Annotated in this window: 19 protein-coding genes and 1 tRNA gene; 12 read left to right on the top strand and 8 right to left on the bottom strand. The window is 44.7% G+C overall.

From position 1 onward, the window contains the following. Nucleotides 1-21 precede the first annotated feature (21 nt). On the top strand, nucleotides 22-234 hold the full coding sequence (locus PMIT1303_RS06860) for a DUF2949 domain-containing protein (protein ID WP_011826043.1): 213 nt from the start codon (nucleotides 22-24) through the stop codon (nucleotides 232-234). Here PMIT1303_RS06860 and PMIT1303_RS06855 read toward each other — a convergent pair. Next, nucleotides 225-788: an adenine phosphoribosyltransferase gene (locus tag PMIT1303_RS06855; RefSeq protein ID WP_197459799.1), complete on the bottom strand. Its 564-nt coding sequence runs from the start codon at nucleotides 786-788 to the stop codon at nucleotides 225-227. The two genes, PMIT1303_RS06860 and PMIT1303_RS06855, sit on opposite strands and share 10 nt — an antisense overlap. On the opposite strand from PMIT1303_RS06855, the gene PMIT1303_RS06850 reads away from it, so the two are divergent. The 3 genes from PMIT1303_RS06850 to PMIT1303_RS06840 all read left to right on the top strand — a co-directional run bounded on the left by PMIT1303_RS06850 (nucleotide 787) and on the right by PMIT1303_RS06840 (nucleotide 2,523). Then, entirely contained in the window at nucleotides 787-1,386 is a 600-nt protein-coding gene (locus PMIT1303_RS06850; RefSeq protein WP_011130187.1) for a DUF3038 domain-containing protein, read from the top strand. The two genes, PMIT1303_RS06855 and PMIT1303_RS06850, sit on opposite strands and share 2 nt — an antisense overlap. Further along, complete coding sequence (locus tag PMIT1303_RS06845; RefSeq protein WP_063398073.1) at nucleotides 1,386-2,003, top strand: DUF4335 domain-containing protein; 618 nt, start codon at nucleotides 1,386-1,388, stop codon at nucleotides 2,001-2,003. The genes PMIT1303_RS06850 and PMIT1303_RS06845 overlap by 1 nt, the downstream gene beginning before the upstream one ends. Nucleotides 2,004-2,133: 130 nt before the next feature. After that, entirely contained in the window at nucleotides 2,134-2,523 is a 390-nt protein-coding gene (locus tag PMIT1303_RS06840) for a hypothetical protein (protein ID WP_063398072.1), read from the top strand. Here the strand turns inward: PMIT1303_RS06840 and PMIT1303_RS06835 are convergent. Beyond that, nucleotides 2,520-2,939, bottom strand: coding sequence for a hypothetical protein (locus PMIT1303_RS06835; RefSeq protein ID WP_231901372.1), 420 nt, complete (start codon nucleotides 2,937-2,939; stop codon nucleotides 2,520-2,522). The genes PMIT1303_RS06840 and PMIT1303_RS06835 overlap by 4 nt on opposite strands. 253 nt (nucleotides 2,940-3,192) lie before the next feature. On the opposite strand from PMIT1303_RS06835, the gene PMIT1303_RS06830 reads away from it, so the two are divergent. From PMIT1303_RS06830 to PMIT1303_RS06815, 4 genes are all read left to right on the top strand, one after another. Beyond that, nucleotides 3,193-3,903, top strand: coding sequence for a response regulator (locus PMIT1303_RS06830; protein ID WP_063398070.1), 711 nt, complete (start codon nucleotides 3,193-3,195; stop codon nucleotides 3,901-3,903). Beyond that, entirely contained in the window at nucleotides 3,903-5,237 is a 1,335-nt protein-coding gene (locus tag PMIT1303_RS06825) for an ATP-binding protein (RefSeq protein ID WP_063398069.1), read from the top strand. The genes PMIT1303_RS06830 and PMIT1303_RS06825 overlap by 1 nt, the downstream gene beginning before the upstream one ends. A gap of 121 nt (nucleotides 5,238-5,358) precedes the next feature. Next, a complete protein-coding gene (ppk2, locus tag PMIT1303_RS06820; RefSeq protein ID WP_063398068.1) occupies nucleotides 5,359-6,288 on the top strand; it encodes a polyphosphate kinase 2 in 930 nt (309 codons plus the stop codon). Nucleotides 6,289-6,641: 353 nt separating this feature from the next. Then, nucleotides 6,642-8,237 (top strand): iron uptake porin, encoded by a 1,596-nt coding sequence (locus PMIT1303_RS06815; RefSeq protein WP_063398067.1) that lies wholly within the window; start codon nucleotides 6,642-6,644, stop codon nucleotides 8,235-8,237. 451 nt (nucleotides 8,238-8,688) lie between these two features. On the opposite strand, the gene fldA is transcribed toward PMIT1303_RS06815, so the two are convergent. Further along, nucleotides 8,689-9,213 carry a flavodoxin FldA gene (gene fldA, locus PMIT1303_RS06810; RefSeq protein ID WP_063398066.1) on the bottom strand — a complete coding sequence of 175 codons (525 nt, stop codon included), beginning with the start codon at nucleotides 9,211-9,213 and terminating at the stop codon, nucleotides 8,689-8,691. A 951-nt stretch (nucleotides 9,214-10,164) separates the two neighbouring features. Between fldA and PMIT1303_RS06805 the strand changes: the two genes are divergently transcribed. From PMIT1303_RS06805 to PMIT1303_RS06795, 3 genes are all read left to right on the top strand, one after another. Further along, entirely contained in the window at nucleotides 10,165-10,578 is a 414-nt protein-coding gene (locus PMIT1303_RS06805; protein WP_063398065.1) for a hypothetical protein, read from the top strand. A gap of 770 nt (nucleotides 10,579-11,348) precedes the next feature. After that, entirely contained in the window at nucleotides 11,349-12,092 is a 744-nt protein-coding gene (locus PMIT1303_RS06800; protein WP_063398064.1) for a type 1 glutamine amidotransferase, read from the top strand. A gap of 433 nt (nucleotides 12,093-12,525) precedes the next feature. Next, nucleotides 12,526-13,611, top strand: coding sequence for a fatty acid desaturase (locus PMIT1303_RS06795; RefSeq protein ID WP_063398063.1), 1,086 nt, complete (start codon nucleotides 12,526-12,528; stop codon nucleotides 13,609-13,611). 97 nt (nucleotides 13,612-13,708) lie between these two features. Here the strand turns inward: PMIT1303_RS06795 and PMIT1303_RS06790 are convergent. Continuing rightward, nucleotides 13,709-13,795 (bottom strand) — tRNA-Ser (locus PMIT1303_RS06790). Between the two features lie 77 nt (nucleotides 13,796-13,872). Continuing rightward, nucleotides 13,873-19,380, bottom strand: coding sequence for a hypothetical protein (locus PMIT1303_RS06785; protein WP_063398062.1), 5,508 nt, complete (start codon nucleotides 19,378-19,380; stop codon nucleotides 13,873-13,875). Nucleotides 19,381-20,003: 623 nt separating this feature from the next. On the opposite strand from PMIT1303_RS06785, the gene PMIT1303_RS06780 reads away from it, so the two are divergent. Then, complete coding sequence (locus tag PMIT1303_RS06780; RefSeq protein ID WP_063398061.1) at nucleotides 20,004-20,456, top strand: hypothetical protein; 453 nt, start codon at nucleotides 20,004-20,006, stop codon at nucleotides 20,454-20,456. Here PMIT1303_RS06780 and PMIT1303_RS06775 read toward each other — a convergent pair. From PMIT1303_RS06775 to nrdJ, 3 genes are all read right to left on the bottom strand, one after another. After that, on the bottom strand, nucleotides 20,419-20,757 hold the full coding sequence (locus tag PMIT1303_RS06775; protein WP_231901408.1) for a hypothetical protein: 339 nt from the start codon (nucleotides 20,755-20,757) through the stop codon (nucleotides 20,419-20,421). The two genes, PMIT1303_RS06780 and PMIT1303_RS06775, sit on opposite strands and share 38 nt — an antisense overlap. A gap of 359 nt (nucleotides 20,758-21,116) precedes the next feature. Further along, entirely contained in the window at nucleotides 21,117-21,383 is a 267-nt protein-coding gene (locus PMIT1303_RS06770; protein ID WP_063398060.1) for a hypothetical protein, read from the bottom strand. A gap of 172 nt (nucleotides 21,384-21,555) precedes the next feature. Next, the gene (gene nrdJ, locus PMIT1303_RS06765) at nucleotides 21,556-23,898 is read right to left on the bottom strand and encodes a ribonucleoside-triphosphate reductase, adenosylcobalamin-dependent (protein WP_197459798.1); all 2,343 of its coding nucleotides are present in this window, start codon (nucleotides 23,896-23,898) and stop codon (nucleotides 21,556-21,558) included. Nucleotides 23,899-23,913 lie beyond the last annotated feature (15 nt).

The raw sequence follows: 23,913 nt of genomic DNA, 5'->3' as shown, positions 1-23,913 counted from the left end.
TCGTCTACTGCAGTTGGTTAAATGGTGATCTGTAGCCATCCGCAGCCGTCATTCTCACCCCAGTTACTGCAGTTTTTGCAACAGAAACTCGGCCTTAGCGAGAACGCTCTTAACTTGGGCTTGCGTCAGGCAGAACTTGAGCAAGCCCCTCTGCCGGTCGTGCTTTGGAGTTTCGGTTTACTCAGCCTGACTCAGTATCAGCAGGTTCTCGATTGGGAAAATGATCAGGAGTAGATAATCAGTGATTTCACTGGCATCTCAACTGGAAGTTGCTGACGCCCGCCGAGAGCGGCTAATTCGATCACAAAACCACATCCCACCAGATCACCACCAGCCTGCTCGATTAACTCGACTGTGGCTTTTGCAGTTCCTCCAGTCGCCAGAAGGTCGTCCACCATTAAGACACGGGGATGACCTTGCAGAGCATCCGCATGAATCTCGAGCCGATCGCTGCCGTACTCCAGGGAATAGTCGATGCCAAGAACATCACCAGGCAATTTGCCAGGCTTCCTAACCGGAACAAAGCCGATTTTGCGACTCGTTGCTAAAGCTGTTCCCACAATGAATCCACGTGATTCGATTCCGACAATTAAATCGGGTTTGAATTCTGTGCAGAGATCTCCTAGCTGTCGCATCACTTCATCCCAGCCATCGGGATCACGCAGCAGGGGACTGATGTCCCGAAAGAGAATTCCAGGTTTTGGAAAGTCTGGTACGTCTTGAATGAGGTGGCGAAGATCCAAAGAGTGGTGACGCAGGGGCCTTAGGCCTGGCATCATCGCAGCCATGATCAATGCAACAACCACTTCAGACCCTTCATCAACTGTTCAGCCACAGAAACCCTTTGAGCAAAAGCAGAGCGGCGTGCAGAACAACACCGTTCTTGGCAGGAGAGGACTTGAGCGTCTAGACCTTCTCTTGCTTGTGGTCGAATCACTTGATCTCAATGGTGGTGAGGCGATGCTCTGGGCAACCAATCAGTTGGGTTTGCAGAAACAGTTCCCCAACCGGGTTGAGCTTTGGAAGCGACGTTGTCACAATCCACTGAGACGCGCTACCCGTCGAGGTGACCTCAGTTCTATTGATACTGAGGCTTTGCTTCGCTTGCTTTGTTTCATGGCAAGCCGTCTTTATCCCCTTCTTCATCAGCTGCTTTCTTCACGTGAACCAGAAGAACTCAATTTGCAGCGCTGGACTTTGCTTGATCAGCGGCTGCGCGATCTGATCGAGGAGAGGATGAATCCTCGGCGCGGAGCGGTTCAGCGTCTGTTGAGGCCAGAGCAATCTCAGCCTATTCAGCGTGAGCTGGTGCTTACGCTTGCTCTTGCTGCTGGTAATGGAGGAGTCGATCGCCTGCGCGCCAGCCTGCTTGATCCGACACCCTGATGCTGAACCTCTCTTTCCGTTATGACCAAACGGCAGTCCGCCTTCAGGTGGAGGGCCTGCCAGATTTCTCCGCAGGTCATGGGGATGGTGCTCTAGGCATTCTGTCGGGTTGGCGGCTGCAATTGGTTGGTTCACCAGAGCTAGAAGGCAAGCGTGAACATCTGCAGGCCTTGATGGCTGCTGTGCTCCCCTATTCACGCCACCGCATTTCTGGTGTGAGTCGAGCTTTTGGTGACGAAACCAGTGTGGTTGTTATCTCTCCTGTTGGGGATAGACATCAACTGCTTTTGCGTAGTAGTCAGCCGAATGTCCCTCCTCTCACTCTTAACCTTGACGATGCAGAGCTTGCTGATCTCGTGCGTTGTCTGGATGATCTTCGCCTTGACTCGCGTGTGCAGGTTCACTGGGAGTTGCCAATTGATTACCCATTGCCTCGTCAGGAACTGGCCGAGCGAGTCCCTCTTGGCCAACGCTTAGGAGCTCCATTGATTGGTGGCGCAGCATTGTTTTTGATTGCAGGTCTTGGTCTGTTGCTGCCTGTTCCACGGAATCTAGATGGAACGCTGTCCCCTGCCACTCCTAATGCGCCAGAGTTGCAATCACGTTCTGATCGTTGACGAACAGATCTTGCAGGCCAGAATTACGGTCTATTGAAAACACTTTCATACCTCCCATTGGCAGGAATGCAGGCGTGAAGATCGAATTAATCGTGTCCTGTTGAAGCGGACCCCCCTAATGACTTATCCCATGAGCAGTCCTCTTCGAAAATTTAATAACTCAGATCGTCAACGTCAGGTTTTCCGCAGATCTCGCCCCAGAAAGGTTCTTCCTCTTTGGCGTCAATTTGTTGAATCGATGCTGATGTTGCTTGGCGGCATCGGTTTATTAGCTTTTTTGAACTGGGTTCCTCAACGACTTGATGGGGTGGTGATTGTCAGCGAAGCAATCGCAGATCTGATTCGCGGTATCACTCATCTACTTGAGGCCCTTTTGGGTCTTGGTTCGGTGATTTTGTTGGCTGGACTCGTGATGCTTGGACTAATCCTTCTCCTTGGTGGCAGCTGGCGGATGTTGAGGTTTTTTGCACAACTATGGAGTAGGCCGAAGAAGGTTTCCAGAAGGCCAATCCGTCGTTAGTGACTGCGAGGATGAGGATGCGGCGCCAGGGATCTTTGCAACATCCAAAGCTCCTCCATCGTTATATCGCTATCGTTGTTTAAATCCAGTCTGTTGAAGTTGTTGGCCAGCCAGCGGATTGACTGAGCTTCATCGCGATTGAGTTTCCCATTGCCGTCGATATCGGCTTGCTTGAAACGTCGTTGGAGCCGTTTACCGTTTGGATGGATGCCCGGAGGTTTTATGTCCTCAAGTAATAGATATCCTATTGAGCCCTTTCTATTCAGCCGGCGTTTTAGGTAGGGATTTTCTCCCACCTCACTTGCATCCAGTCGACCATCGTTGTTCAGGTCCATGCGTATAAACATGATCTCCATTCGTTTCCCATAGTTAATGCAAACTGCCTTGCCAGCAGCTTGACTTAGTAAGGTTCCCATGCTGATCAATCCAGCAGTGATCAACTTCCAGCCTTTAGATCTCAATGATTTCGGCCAGCAAAAAGGGGGCCTTGGCTGATTTGTCATGAAATCAGCCTATGGATAGTGTCCAGCAATGTCGATGACTGAACTATGACCAAGGCTGTTTGAGGTGTGACATGGTCCAACCCCTGTAGAAAAAACGACAGATATTGTCTATACCATCGAGGAACAGTGGCTTCTAGAGCACGCAATAGTGAAGGAACGCTCCTCGATGATCTGGGTTGTGGACGATGACCCAGAACTGCGTCAGATGGTGGGTACCTATCTGATTGACCAGGGTTATGACGTTCGCTGTCTCAGCGATGTTAAGCAACTTGAAGCACGGTTGGAATTTCAACGACCTGATCTTGTTGTCCTTGACTTGATGCTGCCGGGTGATGATGGCCTTTCCGCTCTGCGTCGTTTGCGTGATGCAGGGGATGATTTGCCTGTTGTGATGCTTACCGCGAGGGGGGAGGCCGTTGATCGGATCATCGGTCTCGAGCAAGGTGCAGACGATTACCTCGGCAAGCCATTCCTTCCACGCGAGCTTTCTGCTCGTATTGAAGCCGTTTTGAGACGGCGCTGTGCGCTTCCCGCTGGCACCCCTTTAGCAGAGGGTGGCGATGTGGTTTTTGGTGGGAATGTGTTGAATCTTTCCGCTCGTACCCTGACCCAAAATGGTTCTCCAGTTGTGATTACAAGTGGAGAATTCAGCTTGTTGTCCGCCTTTGTACAACATCCTCATCGCCCTCTTTCTAGGGAACGATTGATCGAACTCGCACGTGGGCCAGCTTGTGAAACGGATAGTCGAAGCATGGATGTTCAGGTTTCGAGAGTGAGAAGGTTGGTCGAACCCGATTCCAGTCGACCTCGCTATATCCAGACCGTATGGGGCTATGGATATGTTTTTGTCCCTGATGGTGAGCCCAGGTCTCGCTGATGACGCGGACACAACGCTGGTCGGCGATCGTGTTCACTTCTTTGGGCTGGAGTGGCCTAGTTCTTGGCAGTTGGGCGCTTTGTTTATTGGTTTTGCAGGTGCTCTTTGGCCGACAGTTAGAGATGCTTCAGACCGTTCAACTTGGTCGTGATCTATCACTCAACGTCCGTCTTACTGAGTTAGCTCTTGAGCGGTATCCCCCTGGTTTGGTTTCTGAACTAACAGGGCTGGATCTAGCAGTGATCGATCGACCACCAGATCCGCTCCGATTTGATCATTCTCTTCAGCGGCAAACAGATGCGCTTCAGAGGCATCTATGCCAACGACTCTCCCATTGTCCAATATTGGTTCCTTTCTCGGCTGAAGGTGCGCAACGAGGAGCTTGGATTGAACTTATTTCCCCTTTAGAGCCCGTTTGGCTCCGAGTTGGACTGCGTTCCGCGTTTGCTTGGCCACCGGAGCCAATCATGTTTGGGCTGGCTTTGGTTGGTGCCGTGGTGATTTGTGGTGGTCTTTTTCTTCTCTTTCAGGTTGATCGACCGTTGAGGGGTCTGGAAAGGGCTCTCGCTCGTGTTGGTGATGGTATTGATCCTGAGGCTGTAGCAGCAGTGGGAGCTCCTGAAGTTCAACGCCTCACACAACGTTTCAACGCCATGCTTTTACGCTTATCGGCCAGCCGCCGTGAAAGGGCAACGATGCTTGCAGGCATCGCCCATGATCTGAGAGCCCCCATAACTCGACTAAGTTTTCGGCTGTCTTTGCCATCCCTCAGTGCTAATGATCGTGAGCAATGTTCAAGGGATTTAGAGTCTCTTGAGCGAATTACTGGCCAGTTTCTTCTTTTTGCCGGTGGTGGTGATAGCGAAGCCTTGGTGGAGTTGCCTCTAGATGCGTGGATGGCTGAGGTCTGCGCTACTCATTCTGCCGATTTGCTGAGGCTTGATCTTCAACCTCTTATGGCCAAGGTGAGGCCTGTTGCCTTGGGACGAGCAGTTGTCAATCTCATCGACAATGCATTTACCTACGGTTTAGCCCCCGTGACTGTGTCGCTGCATGGCTTTGAACACAGCTATCGCATCGAAGTTTGGGACCAGGGAAAAGGCATGCCAATGGATCAGTGGGAGCGAGCCTTACAACCTTTTCAACGCTTGGATGAATCACGCCGGGAACAAGGGCATAGCGGCCTCGGGTTGGCGATCGTTACTCATGTTGTTAGTCGACATGGAGGCCAACTTAGCTTTGTTGCTTCTGATGGAACCAGTGAAGATCAACCTGGTCGCTTTGCGGTAAGGCTTCAATTGCCTTTTGACCCTCCTGAAAAGTCGTTGCAGTAAAACGCCGTTGATATTCTCAATGTTTTTTTTTAAGATTGCTCAAGGATTGAGAAAGCTTGATTCATGGTCTCTTTTTGTCACTTTAGGAGGCAATACAAGTTTCCTTTGCTAGAAAGATGAAATGGGCAAAGACAAGAATAAGAAACTAAAGAAGGCTTCCGTCTCATCAGACAAAATCAGTGAGCTGGATATGGAAAGTCTTGATGGTACTGATCAAGAGATCAAACAACCATCAGCATTTTCAGATGGTGCTCATTCAAGTGTTCAACGTCTCAACAAGAAGCGATATGAATCTGAATTGAAGAAGCTTCAGTCTGATTTGGTGAGGATGCAGTACTGGATAAAAGCCACTGGTTTTCGCATGATTGTGCTGTTTGAAGGCCGTGATGCAGCTGGTAAAGGGGGCACGATTAAACGATTGACAGAACCTTTGAATCCCCGAGGTTGCCGTGTTGTGGCCTTGGGAACCCCATCAGATCAACAAAAGACCCAGTGGTATTTCCAGCGATACGTTGATCATTTTCCTAGCGCTGGAGAAATTGTTGTGTTTGATCGCAGTTGGTATAACCGCGCTGGAGTGGAACGGGTCATGGGTTTTTGTACACAAGATGAGCTAGAGCGCTTCTATCAAGCTTGTCCTCAATTTGAAAGGATGCTCGTACAAAGTGGCATTCTTTTACTCAAGTATTGGTTTTCAGTTAGTGACGTACAACAGGAGGCCAGATTCCAGTCAAGGATTAACGATTTTACGCGTCGTTGGAAGCTTAGCGAGATGGACCTTGAAGCTCGTAATCGTTGGGTTGAATTTTCTAAAGCAAAGGATGTGATGTTTACTCACACCAATATTCCTGAAGCTCCATGGTTCACCGTAGAGGCTGATGATAAACGTAGAGCTCGTCTGAATTGTATTCGGCATTTGCTCAGCAAGGTCCCCTGGGAAGACATGACACCGCCGGCCATCCAACTTCCATCTAGGCCTGAACAGGGTGAATATGAGCGCCCACCAATTAATGAGCAGTTTTTTGTACCCAATGCCTATCCCTATGATTGATCAATCGAGTTTGACCCAATTCACCTCTTCCGCTGGCTAATATTTTAAATATTAGCCAGCCATCCCTTATTTCAATACTCAATGACTGAGAATGTTGGGTTTAATGATGCAATAATACTTTTATTCTCTAACCTCAGATTTTTAATCTAGCCGAATTTTAAGCCAGACTTTTGTAGCGTTTCATTAATCAGAGTGCTTTGAGTTGCGTGTTAAATATTACGTGCAAATTTAGGTGCTTTGTCGTAATGACGTAGCAATTGCTCCGGTTGAAGGAATGAATAGCATGCGCATGGTTAATACTATTAACAGACTATTGTTTATCTGTTCTTCCGCCTATCTGTGTGAGGAACCAAATGAAACTCTTCCAGCAATTGCTGGTGGCACCTGCTGCCTTGGGTCTAATGGCCCCTATGGCTGCTAATGCCGCAGACCTAGACATCAAAGGTGTGTCCGATTATTCGGCCTCCAGCGAGCAGGTCACCAGCATCTCCCAATTCCAAGATGTTTACCCAACCGACTGGGCTTATCAGGCTCTTAGCAACCTGATTGAGCGCTACGGCTGTGTAGCTGGCTATCCAAGCGGTAGCTACCTGGGCAACAGAGCAATGACCCGCTTTGAAGCGGCTGCTCTATTGAATGCCTGCCTCGATCGCATCACTGAAGTCACCGACGAACTGCGTCGCTTGCTGAAGGAATTCGAGCAGGAGCTCGCCATCCTCAAGGGCCGTGTTGATGGCCTAGAAGCCCGCGTTGGTGAACTCGAAGCCACTCAGTTCTCCACCACCACCAAGCTTGTTGGTCAGGCTTCCTTTGTTCTCGGTGCAAATAGCTTTGGTGGCTCACTTGACCACGCAAGAGATATCTATAACAAAGAGTGGGGTGCAACCAGCTTCAACTATGACCTTCAGCTTGTGCTGAACACGACCTTCACAGGTAAGGACACACTGTCTACTACTTTGCGTGCAGGTAATTTCGCAAAGACTGTATTCGGAGGAGATGGTCCCACAAACCTCTCCACCTTGGAAGTTGCGTCTGAGGCAGAAGCTGGTGCCGATGTCGTCTATATCGACAAGATTTTCTACCAATTCCCGATTGGTGAGACCTTGACCGCAACTCTTGGCGCAATCGTTGGCCAGGAAGACATGCTTGCAATTTGGCCAACGGCCTATGCAAGTGATGGATCTTCAACGGTTTTGGATGTCGTCACATTACCTGGTGCATCAGCTGGTGCTTTCAACAAAAACCTGGGTCAGGGTGCTGGTATTTGGTGGGAGAACAACGGTTGGGCAATCAGTGCCAATTATGTCGCTGCCAATGGACGTAACGGTGATCCCAATTCCAATGATGATCCTTGTGGTGGCATAGCTAATGAGTGTTCAGCTGGTACAGGAACTGCTCAAATCGGATATACCGATGAGCAGTGGGGTGTCGCTGCGACCTATAGCTATCTTCAAAATAATGATCTTGTCCTTTACTCCAGCATGTATGTAGCTGATAGCTACGGATTCACTTCTGGAACAGATAGCTATACAAATGCCTTCGCATTGTCTGCATACTGGATGCCTCAAGAGAATGGTTGGATTCCTTCAGTCAGCCTTGGCTGGGGCATCAGTTCAACCAGCTTTGACGATGAAGATGATGTTTACGAGGGAGAAGTTTCTCAGTCGCAGTCATGGATGGTTGGTCTCGAATGGAATGATCTGTTTATTGAAGGTAACGCTGGTGGTTTCGCGATCGGCCAGGCACCATTCGCAACCAGACTCAAAGATGGAGAAACACCTCATGATGGAAACTATGTTGCAGAGTTGTGGTATAAGTTCCAGGCGACTGACAACATTGTTATTACACCAGGCCTCTTCTATCTGAGCCGTCCTGCCTCAGGGCTTATGGATACTGATGAAACACTCAACCAGTTTGCTGGTGTATTGAAAACGACATTTGGCTTCTAGACCGTTAAGCTTTGACTTGAATCAACAGGTTGATATTTCAAAGTTGCTCTAGAAGATAATCCAGAGCGGTTTTTTTACACTCTTTCACATGTCAATTGTTGATTAAAAATGACGTTTGCGGTTTTTACATGATGAGCTATTAGTTTAACCCATATAGATATTACGCATTTCATAGTAATAGAACCTAGCGAATTTAATCTCTAACAAAGTATCCTGCTTGTCTCTATAAGACACTAGAGGGTCTGATTGAGATCACAAACAATCCAATGATCTCAGAATAAATCATCAATCAGACAACTCTGATTCATCTATCTTTATTATGGCGATGAAATATTTTATCTCTTGATCGATTAATTACAGCTAGTAATCGATCGATAATATGTACATAAAGAGTAGATTTGTTATTTGCAATTGTGATCTCTAATCAAATAGAGATATCTTATGAGTAGCATTAATTCAATGCAGGTATCTCTTGCTTAAGCTGAATTGCCCATGACATCAGTCGATCATCCGTCATGTCTGATTCGCTGTCTTCATCGAGGGGTAGACCACAGAACTTGTCACCTATTAAACTTTTTGAATCTTCAAATGTATAACCATCTTTTGAGACATATCCCACCATTGTCGCTCCTGCATTTTTGAAGCACTGATGAAGTTCTTCAATAGCATCACAGAAGTTTTCGGTATAAGTTGATGAGTCTCCGAGCCCATAGATAGCTACCTGTTTACCAGTTAGGCTTAGCTTGGAGATGTCTTCGAGCATTGAATCCCAAGCTGTACCAGACCGTTCACTATCTGCACCTGTGTTCCATGTGGGAATACCGCAGATAATCGCATCTAAATCGTTTAGCGGGCTTAAGTCCTGTAGATCAGCTAAATCCTGAGGTGTATTACTGCCATTGAGGAGAGGATGAAGCCGATCAGCGATATCCTCAGTTTTACCTGTTGTTGTTGCAAAGTAGATGCCGACAGCCATGGATTCAATAAATGCAAACCAGTCTTAATGCAGCGAGGTTTATTTATGTCGTCCATTATTAACTCAATGCCGTGCTTATTTATACAACATATTGATTGTTCTAGATGGTTCTATAATTTTCCTTTGCAAGCAAGCTCTGCTGCATTCAACTTAGATTGAAGAAAATGTGGTTTTTTATCAAATTTAGGGTTAGACCAGGCAATGATATGTTCAATCTTCTCTCTTTAAGAAACTGAATCATTAGTGAGGCTTGTTAATTGAATGAGGCTCTTGCTAGATGAGCCTTTAAAGAGCTGCAGGATTTGAATCAAATGAGTGATTTATGTTCCTTCAAAACAATATTCTATATGCCTTCAGCATGATTTTACTTCTTCGGCGGAATGTGTTAGTAAGACTTTCTATTTATTCTTAAATTAATAATCATCTTGTTTATATTAGCAACCTCTGCTGACAGTGTTTATTCACTATCGCTTGGTGTATTTAATTTCTAATGGTTTGAATTCAATAAAGCTTGTATTGACCCTATTCGAATTATGTCTCATGGATAATGAAATCAGGATATTATTATTGGTTGTGGGGATTATTGTTAAAGGATTCTTTTGAGCTGTGCTCTATAAGCAGCATATCTCTATACCTTTCTGCTTTAACTCAGCAGATGGCTTATCCGTTGAGGCGTTCCATCCAAAATCCGGCTAACTGCCAGCTGGTCCAAAGAAATATACCTAGGAATGCCCAGTTCATCCATACAGGCCGTTCTGGGTTGTCCATCTTCGTACTCATGATTAATTAAAATCATGGCAGCTTTCCCTCATTATTCAATCTGGATGAAGGAATTGATGCACTATCTGGATTTGGCAATGTCTCCTTAGAGTGATTTCAATACAGCCTTTTTGCTTTTCTTGCCATTACAGGCCTGTTAACCCGTCATGATGGAGGATCCGATGATGCCTTATGGCAGATGCTCCCTATCTAATCGCCTTGGCCTTGCTTGAGCAAAATGGTAAGCGTGCACTACCACTTTCAGGTAAATCACAGTCTCTCCCACCGAGCAATGCGGACGTTGGTGGTCAACAGGCGCGTCATGACATGCCATCAGATGATGGCAAGGCCCTTGCGTTGGAATTATTGCTGCGCATATGGCAACGTACAGATGACGGCCCCTTGAACCGAGCTGTTGGAGCAAACAGCTTCCTACTTGTAGAACTGCCAATGGAGCGTTTACCGGAGGATCTACCCGCAATCAAGGCAGCCTGGATCCAAAACGGAGACTTCTCGAGCTTCCTTCTGGATTTAAAAAAAATAGCCGAAAGAGGCTGGACCTTAGAGTTTGCTAAATATCAGCCAGTTAGCTTCAAGGCTTGGTAATGGGTCGGCTAAGCAATTATATTCTGCGATTATTTATGATTACGGTTTTAGACTTTATCACTATCAACTCTATTGTTCATTGACTATACATTGATTTTCACCTACTTGGTGAGGTTGATTTTTATACATAAACCAGCATCTCTATAGAAGCTTTTATTCGATTGCGACTTGTCGATCATAGATGCAAGATAAAAAAATGATTTCTGCTGTGAATCTTATCGATTGATTAACTATAATCTTTCTATTCGATATTGCGTACTTAGATCATTTGGCCTTGATGATCTTCCAATAGATGTTACTTTAAGAGCTCCGAGATTGAAGAAAAAACTACTACTGACTCTATACCTTATTTTCCCTGTGAATTTCACTCGAAGCACTCGCTCATTTGCAATTGGCTGCTTGATTCTCTCACTTTGCAGGTCTAAGATCAGTCATGCTCATCATGATGCTGATTAAATCCTCCAGACAGACGCTGAATTATTATGTAATCAGCAGCTTATATCTTTTTATGGTTGAAATGCTTGCGCAATGCTTTCGTCCAATGACCTTATTGCTTTTCGTGATTCTATAATAAATCAAATCTGCCTGTTTTAAATGTCATTGATAACCACAAGGTATTATTTTATAGCCACTGTTTTTTTCACGCTTTAGTTGCATTTATTTGTTTATTGAGCTCGTTTCAGCAGCCAACGCTTATCAATCAGGCTGTTGGTACTGCTGTAGCAGTTAACCTCAACAATATTAGTGTGACAAATTCATTTTCTATTCAAATGACACGCCTCTTTGTTGTTCAACATTTAGACCATGAAGCTCCTGGTTTGTTTGAAGACCTTGCACAACAATACGGCATGGCAGTTCATGTCATCCGTGTGGACCTAGGGGAACCTTTGCCTTCTTTGGTTAAAGGAGATGGTTTGCTGGTCCTAGGAGGGCCGATGGGCGTAGGCGATCTGCATAACCCAGCCTTCCCATGGTTAGAGGATGAGGTTCTTTTAATTCAACAAGCCTTGGAGCATCAGATCCCTTTTGTTGGTGTGTGTCTTGGTGCACAGTTACTTGCACATGCTTGTGGTGGTGGCGTTGAACCGCTGTTGGGCGGCGATCCACCGAGACCACTTGCGGAGGTCGGGTGGGCACCAATTACATCAACGCTCGAGGCAGGAAATCAGTCAGTCAACAGGTCTTTAATCCAGCCACTGGATGTTTTGCATTGGCATGGCGACAGGATAATTCTGCCTAAAAATGCCAACGTTCTTGCCAGTAGTGATCGCTGCCGTGAGCAATTGTTCAGAATTGGCCCATTGGCTTATGGGCTCCAGTTTCATCTAGAAGTCGAGGATGAAGATGTTTTTCGATGGATTGCTGAAGATAATGATTTCATCTGTTCAGCCCTTGGCGATAACGCAGCAGATATTTTGCGTGATCAGCAGCAATTGTATAGTAGTAGCAGTAGACCTAGGCGGCTAAAGCTACTTTCAGATTTGTTTAGCGAGCTTTGGCCATCACAATTTTAGATCATTGGATATTCTGCAATCTATTGCTGCGAAATTTTTCGGTGACACTCTAATTCGGATTCGTTATATGAATCACAATCGATTTATAGCCTGATCTTTTATAGGTTTAGAACATGAAGCTTTGTCGTCAATATATTTATTTGAAGAGTATTTGGCTTGGATCTCTGCTTCTCCTGTATTGTTACTCAATGAAGTTCTCAATACCTTTTAAGCGCTGCTTGCCTAGCCATCATCTCCAGATCAGTTGCACTATATGTGTTTAACCCGCTTAGTGATTTCATCCACCTCTATGCAAAGGCACAGTTTGCTGATAAAAGTGGCATATTAGAGGGACACTTCAAACGTTAGCCAGATCCCAACACAATCCTACGATCCACCAATCCCACCAGAGAACAGGCCTCTAAACAGGACTGATTTCGTCATTGAGCCCTACTTGCAACGCAGTGACCCTTGGGCTTGTTGGCAGTTGTTCTCCACTCTTGTTCCGATCGCTGGATTATGGCTGATGGTGTCATTGATTGGGCATGCATCCTCTCCAGTTGGCCTGAAGGCCGTTCAATTTTTTATTGTTCTTGTCCTGTTGGTTTTGCTGTCGTCTCGTTGCTTTGCTTTAATGCACGATTGCGGACACGGTTCTCTTTTTCACTCCCGATGGCTCAACCGTTCAGCCGGTTTTTTTCTTGGAGTGCTGAATGCGATACCTCAACACCCTTGGTCACGAGGCCATGCCTATCATCATAAACACAATGGAAATTGGCAGCTTTATCGAGGCCCTTCAGCTTTACTAACTCTTGCTCAGTATCAATCTCTATCTAAAATCAACAAGATTATATATTTTATAAGTCGGCATCCGTTGATGTTATTTCCTGGTGGTTTCTTTTACCTCATAATTAAGCCTCGATTGGCCTTAATCCTGGGATTAACAGAATATTGTTGGTCTAAGTGCCGTCAATTTGTTTTAGGTCTTCGAGATGATGGCTGGAAAAATATCAATAGTTTTTGCTCTCAATTGCTGACCCATCAATCAAGTTATTGGTATACCTCTGGAGAATTAGCTGATCTTCTGGCAAATAACCTCTTGGTACTAGCAAGTTGGTTATTAATGAGTCGATGGCTTGGAGTTGGTCTATTTTGGACTTGTTACTCGTTGGTGATGACAGCTTCCGCAGCAATCTTTATTTGCATCTTTTTTGTTCAACATAATTTCGAAGGTTCCTATGCTCATGGTAATGACGACTGGAGCTACTTTACTGCAGCAATTGAAGGGAGTAGCAATTTAGATATTCCACTATGGCTTAATTGGTTTTTTGCAGATATTTCATTCCACAGCATTCATCATCTTTGCGAGCGGATACCTAATTATAGATTGAAGGCATGCCATACACATAATAAAGCACTTCTGCATCGAGCAAAGAAATTACGCATTACAGACATACCAGATTGCTTTGCTTATATTCTTTGGGACTCAGACTCCAATAAGTTAGTCACGCTTGCAGAAGCAGATCTACAATCTGTTTGACTAGACCATTTTAATCGTAGATATTCTATTTGCTTTCACCACAATCAATATAGAAACTGTTTTGAAATCTAATCATCTGCTATTACGGTAACTAAAACGGAGAGGGTGGGATTCGAACCCACGATGCCCTTGCGGACATGCTGGTTTTCAAGACCAGAGCCATCAACCACTCGACCACCTCTCCCTCAACTGACTCGATCAAGTCAGCTTTGATAGTTTAAACCATGACATTGAATGGATGATGACCATGCTCGTATTTGATCAGAATACAGTGTCTTCTGTCAGCCATGGCCAACGGTTTTCACTCGTCATAGCAAGCAAATCATCGTCTTTCTCTGCATAGTCTCCGGCTATCAAGCTGATGAACTGCAGATTAGGAAAGAAAGTTTCCATCTTTTCCTTAGTGCCAATACTATCGGTAAGCGCATCGACGTATGAGGCATATAATTCGTGGCGTATATCTCGCCAATTCAGTGATGTTGATGAATCTAGATCATCATTATTCTCAACACCTATATTCAATCCAGTAAGAACGTCACGAATATCTCCTGACTCAATACTTGCTAGCCCGCTATTGGAATTAGGATTCCAGATTGGAATTTCTGCCAGGGTATCAGATCTTTTTTTGAATATGTAATTTACATTAATAGCCGGTGAGACCTTGACTTCATCACCGCTCCAATCAAGGCCTAGAGTTACATCACCCTTAAGTATTCGCTCAAGATTTACCTTTTCCGCTGGCGTAGGTGATAACTCAACGCCGCCTGTCAAAGGAACTCCTAAATTTACACCAAGTGGAAATGCTTCATCCCATCCTGGCACTATCCAGCCGACATAGTTATATGCTTGTTGTGTAAGAGCTTTTGAAATTAGCTCTATACCAGCTGTGATATTAAGTGATGGGGTGAATTTTGCCGATGTTTCCTCTAAATCCCAATAGGAATATTTAGTGATAATGTTCTCAAGTGATTCAAGTGGTGAGCTAGTAAATATTTCCATTAACTGATTTCCACTAAGCTCAATTCCAGCTTTTGTTTTTAAATCCATACCCATACTTGCCGAAACGGTGCCCTTTAAACCAGGAAATGGCGAGTCTAAAGTTGCAGGTTCAGCGCTTATTGATTTCGAGAAATCAATTTCCATCAGATCGATAGTGCCTGGTAGCTCTGGCGTTAAAAATATATTTTTTAGTAATCCACTTATCCCACTGACTGAACCAATTGAAGGGAAGTTTATTTTGGCGCCATCTGTATCTAAGCTTGGTATATCTGGCTTCCATAAATCAGAGGTTGAGGGCTGATCCGTTGTATCTTTTGGTTTAGGGTCGCTTGAATCAATAGTAAATGATAATAATGGCATAGTAAATTTTGGGAACCCGGCACCCGATGAATCAGCGCCAGATTCCTTCGAACCTTCTCGATTATTAATAGATGTGATCTTGTCAACAAATGCCTTAGTTCCTTCCAATTTCTTTCTTAGATGAATTTCTGGCTTACCATAAAGAGTATTATTTATTTTATAGATATTATCGATCATATCTGCTGTATTGCTTCCAAATGCACCCTTCATAACTTCTTTCCCAATCACTGATCTTGGAGGTTTAGGTATACCGATTTGGTCCAACGCCCACCAGATATCACCAGGAATCAAATCTACAGCGCCGTCTAATGCACTATCAACTGCATTGTATATGGGATCCATGAAGCCCCATAGGAAGGCGTATACCGGCGTTCTTAAGGTGTCTGTAAAAGTACCAAACTTTTTTGTAAAATTAGGAAGTAATTCTTTAAAATCTCCTATTTGTGGTGTGATATCTTTGATGCTTACTGATAGGCTTGAAGATGCTGCATCTTCCACTTCTCGATTAATACCACTATATTTGAAAAGACCAAAAGGGGTTTTTTGATCATTTAACTTAATGCCACCGGAGACAGCCATATCATTAATTTTAACGATTCCGAGATCGAGTGTTTTTGTCTTGGCTTCGCCTTCTCCAAATTCCGCTTTGCCTTCGATATTTCCAATATTCCAATCACCATTAGAAACATTACTTTCCTTTAGTCGTTCAAAACCAATATTTGTGTAGAAGTTTTCCATGGCCGATTGCATATTTGAGTCACTGCCAGCCTGCAAGTTAACCTCTAGTCCTTTTATTAGCTCATAGTCGACTCCACCATTTACAGCATATATTGTTTCGTACTTGACTTCGCCTCCATCCTGAATTGGATTTTGGGCGAAGCCAAACTCTATTCCTGTTTCTGGTATTTCAAATTCCATTTGGCCTACCTTCAGATCTATTTGATTAGGCTTGCCAGTCACATACCTGAAATATGCTGGCTCTTCCCCCTTGACGATTCGTTCAAACCCAACATTCCCTTCAGCCTTAAATACTGGGCTGTCAAATTCTAATTTTGAGCTATCTTGATTTTGTCGATATGTTGTTTGATTGTTCTCCGAGTCATGACTATAGTCAATGGTTGAATTTCCTGCTACGACGATACTTTTTTCTCCTCCTATAGGCGTTTCAATTCTAATGTCGCCTGTGAATTTTCCACTTTCAGCATGCCATCCATTACCATCATCCTGATCATCCTTTTTCAGTAAGACATTTTCTGCTTGAATAGAACTTTTAAAGATCCCACCACCGTTTACGTCTAGTTTGCCGCCTAAAATATATTCTTCTTGTTCACCATCGTATTTTATGTCGACTTCAGCATTCGTATTTAAATCCAAACCATCGATGTCAAATCCAAGTTTCCCTGTTGCATCCCATGATTGGATCGCCCAGCCACTTTCTTCTTTTTTTACTTTCATATTACTGACTTCTACATCACCTTCAAATAGAGAATTTGAAGATGATAATGTACCACCTATGGTGTAAATTTCTTCTCCTCCTCCTTCATACGATACTTTAACTTCAGCATTTGCAAAATCAAAATCTTCACCACCCAGATTGATTTTGCCTTTCCCGTTCCATTTCTCGACCTTCCATTTAGAAGTATCTCCCGTCACAGAGCTGAGATTTTCGGTTATAACCATCTCATTCAGTTGTGCTTTCGCGCTGAAGATTGTATCAACATCTGCTTTAATTTCTGCTTCATCGACAATGTATTTTTCGCCTTCTGAGTCATAGGAAACTTTAGCCTTGCTATCAAGCGTTATTCCTGGAATATCAATAGCGAGTATTGCGTTTGCTTCCCAGCTGGTGGTCTTCCACGTTTTAGTTTGATCTTGTTCAACTTGTTGAAATCGTAAATTACTAACATTTCCTTCGCCAAGAAATGAGCTCCCTCCAGCTGATAGTGTTCCGTTTGCAATGTAGCCATCAGTACTGTTGTAATTTACGTCAAAATCTGCTCCTAGATTTAAATCACCAGCGACTTTAATTCCAAGATTACCTTTTGCTTTATATGAATCTACAATGTATCCACCAGTATCACTATTTCTAGCAATTAGATCTTCAATCTCAAAATCACCATTGAAAATATCACCCTGACTTGATTGAAGCGACAGCTTTTTAATATTATATTCTCCTGTTTTATATTCCACTTCAGTCTCTATCTGTGAATTGCTTACGCCTGGAATATTTAATTCAAGTTTTCCATTGGCAAGCCATTCGTCTACAGACCATCCATCTTTATAGGAAAAATTTAAGTATTCTAATTTCCCTTCACCTAATACATTATCATCACCTCCTGAAAGTGCCATCTCACCAATCGAATACCTGCTACCACCTTCTGCTGTTCTCTCATATGTAACTGTTGGTAATTCCAGTTGTATTCCGAAGGAGTCAATAGCCAGTGTTCCTTCTGCTTGCCATCCCAATACAGACCAACTCGTTGAACCTTCTGGATACCCAAACTTAAAGTCTTTAAGGCTTCCATTTTTGAATAGAGATTGTTTCGAAGTCTCTTTTGAATTTAAATTACCTGAGAGTTTATATACACCACTGCTAGTATCGCTATCATAATTGTATTCAAAACCCATTCCCCCTGGATCGAAACTTAACCCGATTGCATTGAACCAACTACCTATTTTGCCATTTGCCTCGATCTTCTTAATTCTCCACTCCTTATTTTTATCTCTGAAAAATTCTAGATTGCTCAAATTTGCTTGCTCAAAAATTGACGATGATGATTCGTCTCCGCCTTTTATCTCAATATCTTTCGCACTAAATAAATTTTCTCCACTCTCGAGTTTTTGGTATCCAACGGTGATACCTTCAGGAAGATTGATCCCAGGTATTAATTTTGATATATTACCTGTGACAGACCATGAATCGATCGACCATGATTTGTCCGCTCCCTGGCGTAGTTTAAAAGAGTTGACGAGTGGATTATTGTCAAAAAATGGCTGGATAACAGGTAAGTTAAAGTTTCCCAGTTCCAAAGTATCTGGTTCCTGATCTTCATCAACGATGTTTTGTATATCTGCAGTCTCTGTGTTCAGACCAGGGATGTCAAATGCAAAGTCTCCCCTGATTTGCCACTGGCCAGGACGAAACTTTCCATTGATTAATGAAAAATCAATCTTTGGAATTGTAATGTTATCAAAGATACTCCCTGAACGTCCTGTTGTTATTCCCTGGACGTTGTAATTACCATCATTTGATTTCTCTTGATTAACCTGCTCTTGTGTTTCTGATCCTGTTCTGTTGAATCCGATACTCGATCCCCCCGGTAGCGATGTCAGCTCCCCAAGCCCGAAAAAATCAACCGAAAAGCCACCTGTAAAGTTAAAACCATCGAATGTCCATTTGGGAAATATTGATTCAGTCTCTGGATCTGAATTATTTAATTTGATATTTACTTCTCCTTCAAGACCATACTCAGACAGCTCTAAATAGTCTGTTATTGGATTGTCTGCTCCGAATCGTATGCCTGTGCTGATTGTAAATACTTTAGTATCTAAATCATATTTAATTGTAAAAGTCCCTTCGTTAAGTGTAAACCCGCTGAATTCAACCAGGTTGTCCTGGCTGCTGATTGATACGCTCCAGTCTTTAACATTTCCGTCTTGGACATACACAGTAGCGGTGACGGCTGGATCTGCTACGCCCGGCTTTAAGATATCTGCAGGTAAATTGAACTTAAGTTCACTTTGTGGACCTGCGCTTAATTCAAAATTTTTAAACCCTTTATCGCTTGAACTTAATCCGACTAGTTTTAATCCAGCATTATAATTTATCCCCTGTAGTTCAAACTCCTTGGCGAGTGTTACCGTCGTTCTGTCTTTGAATTTCCAGTGTCCGTTTTCATCTTGTATAGGTGGTTGAGTTGCTTGTAAGAGTCCGTTGTCTGATGACCACCTCCACCTTGGCGTGTCAAGCTCAAAGGGAAGCTGATGAACTGCTAGCGTGATGTCATCGTGCCCTTTAATGCTCTTGCCGCATCCAAGTTTTTCTACGCTGGCGATGATCTTCTTTGTCTTTGCGAGATTCAGATCGATTTTTTTACCTGCGTTGCATGCCCAAAGAACGATCTTTCTTTGATTGCTTCTGCTGTTTTGCAGATTAATCAATGCATTTATATCTAGGCCATTCCCAAGAAAAAGTTTGTTTTCGTTGCCGTGGCAAATTAGGTGAATTTCTTTGGATTTTTCTCGCTTAATGCGGTTGATTATATTTGAATGTTTCTCCCGTTTATTGATGTACGTAATCTGATTGTTGTTGTTATTTTCAAGCTCTTTGATGCCTGGCTGAGACGCAATCTCTTCACAAATGAGCAGCACACGCTTCTCGGAGAGCTCAAAATTCACGCTCTTGCTCATTCTCGAGTCTTCAATCACCCTAATCTATTCACACGTAGCGCCTTTGTTCTGATAATTATTAACTTTTGTGTTGCTGCCGGATAGGCCTCTTTGCTTGCATGCTTTCTGGTTCGATCACCTTTGGCTTCTTCCTCGCTTTTTCATCAAGACATGCCTACATCCTCATACTCATGTCATGTTCCAGGCTTTTTCGGATATCGATGCTTCAGCTTGCCGCCTTCCGGATCAATCTTGATAGGACGTCTGGGCCAAGGCCTGTCGACTTTAATGGTTTAGACCCCCCTTTTTCTCGCTCTCCAGGTACCTTCGAGTTAGACATTCACAGGCTCAATCAGTGCAAGCAGTATTTCGCAACCCCATGACAGCGCTAAATGTTGACTCTTATCTTTCACAGGACCTATAAGACATTTACCTTTGCTTGAAAATGCACCCCCCCAAGCTTTTTGTTCCCAGATCTTTGATTGGGCTAATCTCTTAACCTCTCCTGTTTTTGGCAAAAGCAATATCTCATTTATATTGTAAGGATGTATTGACTATACTCTGTCGATATGTCAACCTCATGAATTTCTTTCAGATCCCTTCGATCAATTATATTTGTCCAAGCATTACTTGTGAAGTTACTGATGCCTAGCAAGCCTCGAGATCGGCTGGGAGAAGTTTATGGACGCCTGACTGTTGTTCGTGCATCAGATCGCCGAACCGCAGCAGGCAATTCCTATTGGTGGTGCCGTTGTAGCTGCGGCAATGAACGTGAAGTTCCGAGTGACTCTTTATCTCATCGCTTGAGAAAGAAAAAGAATATTACCGAATGCATTGAATGTTCTCGTGAACTCACAACTGAGGCTGTTTGTGATAAGAATGATCGTGAGGAGAACTTAAGAAGAAAGCAGGCACTAATTAATCGAAAGAATCTTGCAGGCAAGGTTCCAGATCAATGGCTAAAACTTCCCCTAACTGATGCTCATGCCAGGGAAATTGGTGTAAAGAAATTTTTTAGAGGCACTTATTGTCTTAATGGTCACCTTTCTCCTTATCGAATCAATGGTGGCTGCTTGGCTTGTAATAGAGCTGAATAGGGTTCCTAATAACCAACATTCCATGTACTCTGATTTGTATTGCTTCCCAAGCAGCCATAACATTCATTCCCGTAGCCCATATCCCCATGCCTACCAGGCAAGCGCTAATGGCTCCCATGCCTACGCAGCCAATGCTCACTAAGCCCATGGATACCACTCCAATACTTACAAAGCCCATCGGCACGATGCCGATTGCAATGATTCCACGCGGAGCAATCCCAATAGCAAAAATCTTTGCTAAAGCGGAAAACTCTTCTCCTCGTTTCGATTGATTTGGTCCATCAACAATTTTGGGCTTCATGCTTGTATGGCTACACGTTAATAGTAATACCCTAAGGCTAGTTGCCCATCTCTAGCCATCGCAAAGATCAATCAATCAATTTGATAGGAGGATGGTTAATGTATTTATCCTGCGATTAAGGCTATATCAGTTTTTTAAACCTTTTTTTGGTTTTGTTCGAGGCATGTGATTGATAGGTTTTCCAACGTAGAGATCAGTGATGAAAAAAAAATACAGAATGAATTCCATGCTTCTTGGAGTCTCTGCTTCATTCTTCTTGTCAAACTCCTATTGAAAAGTTGTTAACTATTGATGTGTTGGTCTGTCTATCATTCTTCAGGTTCATGAGCATCGTGTTTACGTGGATCTAAGGCAATATTTTAGGTTTGTACACTCACCATTCGAAGTTTATTTTCGCGGTCTTCAAGTAGTGTCTTTAGCCACTTGGCGGCAATCGCGCGAGAGATGGTGCGATTATGTAGAAATTCGCAAATCACCAGATATAAGGGGCCTGTATTGGATTCAATGTTGAATTGAGCATCGTATGCAAGTAACTGCTCGTCTGTTTGACAAGCCCTAAGTTTGTCGACTATTGCTTCTCGTGTGCTTTTACTCATCGCATTGACCTGGATCTTGGCAGTGCTCATTGGCTTAAGGAGGTGTAGACCGAACTTGCCTCACTCCATAAATAGCCACCTATCGCTTTTGGTTGCAATGGTCTTTACCAATCAATTGATGTGGTTTCGTCAGAATTTGATGCCCCTTGCCATGAGATCCGCCCTCGAGAACCATCCAGGACGGATTCCATCAGCGTTTGAGTCAGCTCCCAGGTTTGGCCAGTGGAAGTAGGCATTTGTCTGAGTCACATCCAGCTGGCCCCGCCTCCATCAGTTCACCTTGGTCATAGGAGTGAAGAGCCTCGAAGAAGTTGCTCCTCACCCTTCGATTAACCACCTCTGCTTGCAGGCGCTCGAATGTGGTTGCATCGATCGGCTCAAACGGCAAGCGAGGGAAGGTGGCATTGTTGGCATCGAAGCGAGCAAGCAGTGCAGCAGAGATGTACCCCTCACTGTTGTCAATGGCCTGATGCAACGCTTCTCCCAGACTCTCTATCTCATCCTCACGCAGTTCGATCGTCGCTGAAGTGTTGTGGGCCGTGTAATGGCTTTGCACTTGCATGTAGAAATCAAATTGAGCCAGTGCTGAGAAGTTATTGATATTGACAGCATCGGCACCAGGAAGATTGGCCCAGCTGACTTCTGTGGGAATTTCAACCAACCATTCGCTGCAGCGTGGATCAAATGGATCATCCAGCAAGCGACCCTGCTCATCTTTATCAGATTGAGACGGCACAACGGTGTATCCGTAGTCCATACATGCCATCGCCACTGGATCATTCTTTCGGAAGGTAATCCGACGAATGAAACGCTGGGCTTTAGGAGGATGCCATCCCGGTGCTGCTCCTGTAAGCAGACTTTTCGTTCCGGCTGGTTGAACTGTGGTGCAACGGCTAGGGCGACGCAACTCGTGGCGATCGCAATAGTCCCATACCGTTTCGTTGACGATTTTTTTCCAACGGATCAAAAAGGATGCTTCCTTTTGCTTGAAATGGCGACCTTCTTCTGTGTCAGGTCGCCCGTTTTCCCACCATCTGAGCCAGGCAGTGCCGAATGCATGGACGAAGAAGTCAAATAAACCAGTAAAGCTCACACCCACAATTGGATCCCAGGCACGGCTTTGGCGATATCTGGGAACTTCAAAGCGATGGTTTAGCAGGCAGGCAACCGAAAGAGCAGCAGCTTTGAAAGCATCAGCTTGACCGTCTTCATCACAAGGGTCGATTTGGTTGAGATGGATCTCGGCCAAATTGCAGTGAAAGTCGGCTCCAAGAATTTCCCCACATGGGTTTAGGCCATAGCGGCCTAGTCGATGCTTTAGTTCGCTGGCATCGATCGGACCGTGGTTGGTCTGTAACCAGCGACCTGCTTCGTCTCTTCCCTGATCGCAGTAGATCCCAATGAATTCCTGGCGTAATTCTTTTGTGGTGAGCAGGTCTGCATTGGAGCGTGCAATGGCCTCTGGTGCGAATTGAATGGCACCCTCCCCAGAATGGAATTGTTTTCTTACGGCCTCAACCACAATCGATCGGCTCGGCCTGTTGTGGTAAACCCTGGTGTGATTAGCCATGCGTAGCGCATCTTTTTCGGGATCGATGCGCCAATTACCGTCGGCATCTTGTTGCCAGAGATTTTCTTTGGCATCTGCAGCTGCAAGATCTTCCGCCGAAAACTGACGCATGCCAGCACTACGGCGGATGTTGCCTGCAACGATCGTTACTGCGGCTTCGTCGATTAGGAGGCAACACTCCACTGATGTGAGGCGACGGCCGACTGCTTTACCAAGCAGTCGAGCGACACGGGTATAAAGATCCTTCAGCTTCACTGGATTGGCCATGCCACCAAAGCCCTTGAGGGTCTCGCCTACTGGCCTTACGTCTGAAAGGTCAATACTCACATTGATGGTTCGTCCAGCGAAGCGCTCATCGCTGCATAGTTCGAGTAATAACTGATAGCTGTCAACCCAGCCACGACGTGTGTCTCCAACCTTGATCAAGACGTTGTCGTTTTCAATGCTGTGCGTTGTCTGCTCTTGTCTTTGATGTGCTGCTGTTAGGCCAATATCTGTGACGCCAACGATTTTGATGGGGTTGCGAACCACCGGAAGCTGATCAATCAAGTGAGGTTCAATGACAGCACCAGTTCCGCAGCCCATCATCGCAAGGTCCATCATTAGACCAAAGGCTTCCCAGTCCACCAGGTTGGTGGATGTGCAGTTGTAGGCACCTGAGAAATTCTCTGCTCTTTCGATCCAATCCGTTCCACCGATCCATAGCCAACGACCAGAGGGGAGAGCCTTTTTCTCGGCTTGCATGCGCGACATCAGCGCTACTTCCTCAGCTCTGAGTTTGCCGAGTTGCTGCAGTCCTTGGAGGTTGCGTGTGCTGACTTCGTTCCAGCTTTCTCGTCCCGACGAGGTGCGGCGGCTATAAGTGCGATAAAAAACCGGGTTAGCGGCTGGAGCCGTGGCAGGGAAATCACCACGTTGTCCGCTGGCTTCTAAGGCTGTCATTGCTATCTCAGGTCTGCTCGAAGTCAGGGTCATAGGTTGGCTTATGCC

Source organism: Prochlorococcus sp. MIT 1303, from assembly GCF_001631965.1.
Taxonomy (GTDB): Bacteria; Cyanobacteriota; Cyanobacteriia; order PCC-6307; family Cyanobiaceae; genus Prochlorococcus; species Prochlorococcus marinus_D.
The sequence above is the reverse complement of the archived record's forward strand: the minus strand, read 5'-3'. Positions and strand labels throughout refer to the sequence as shown.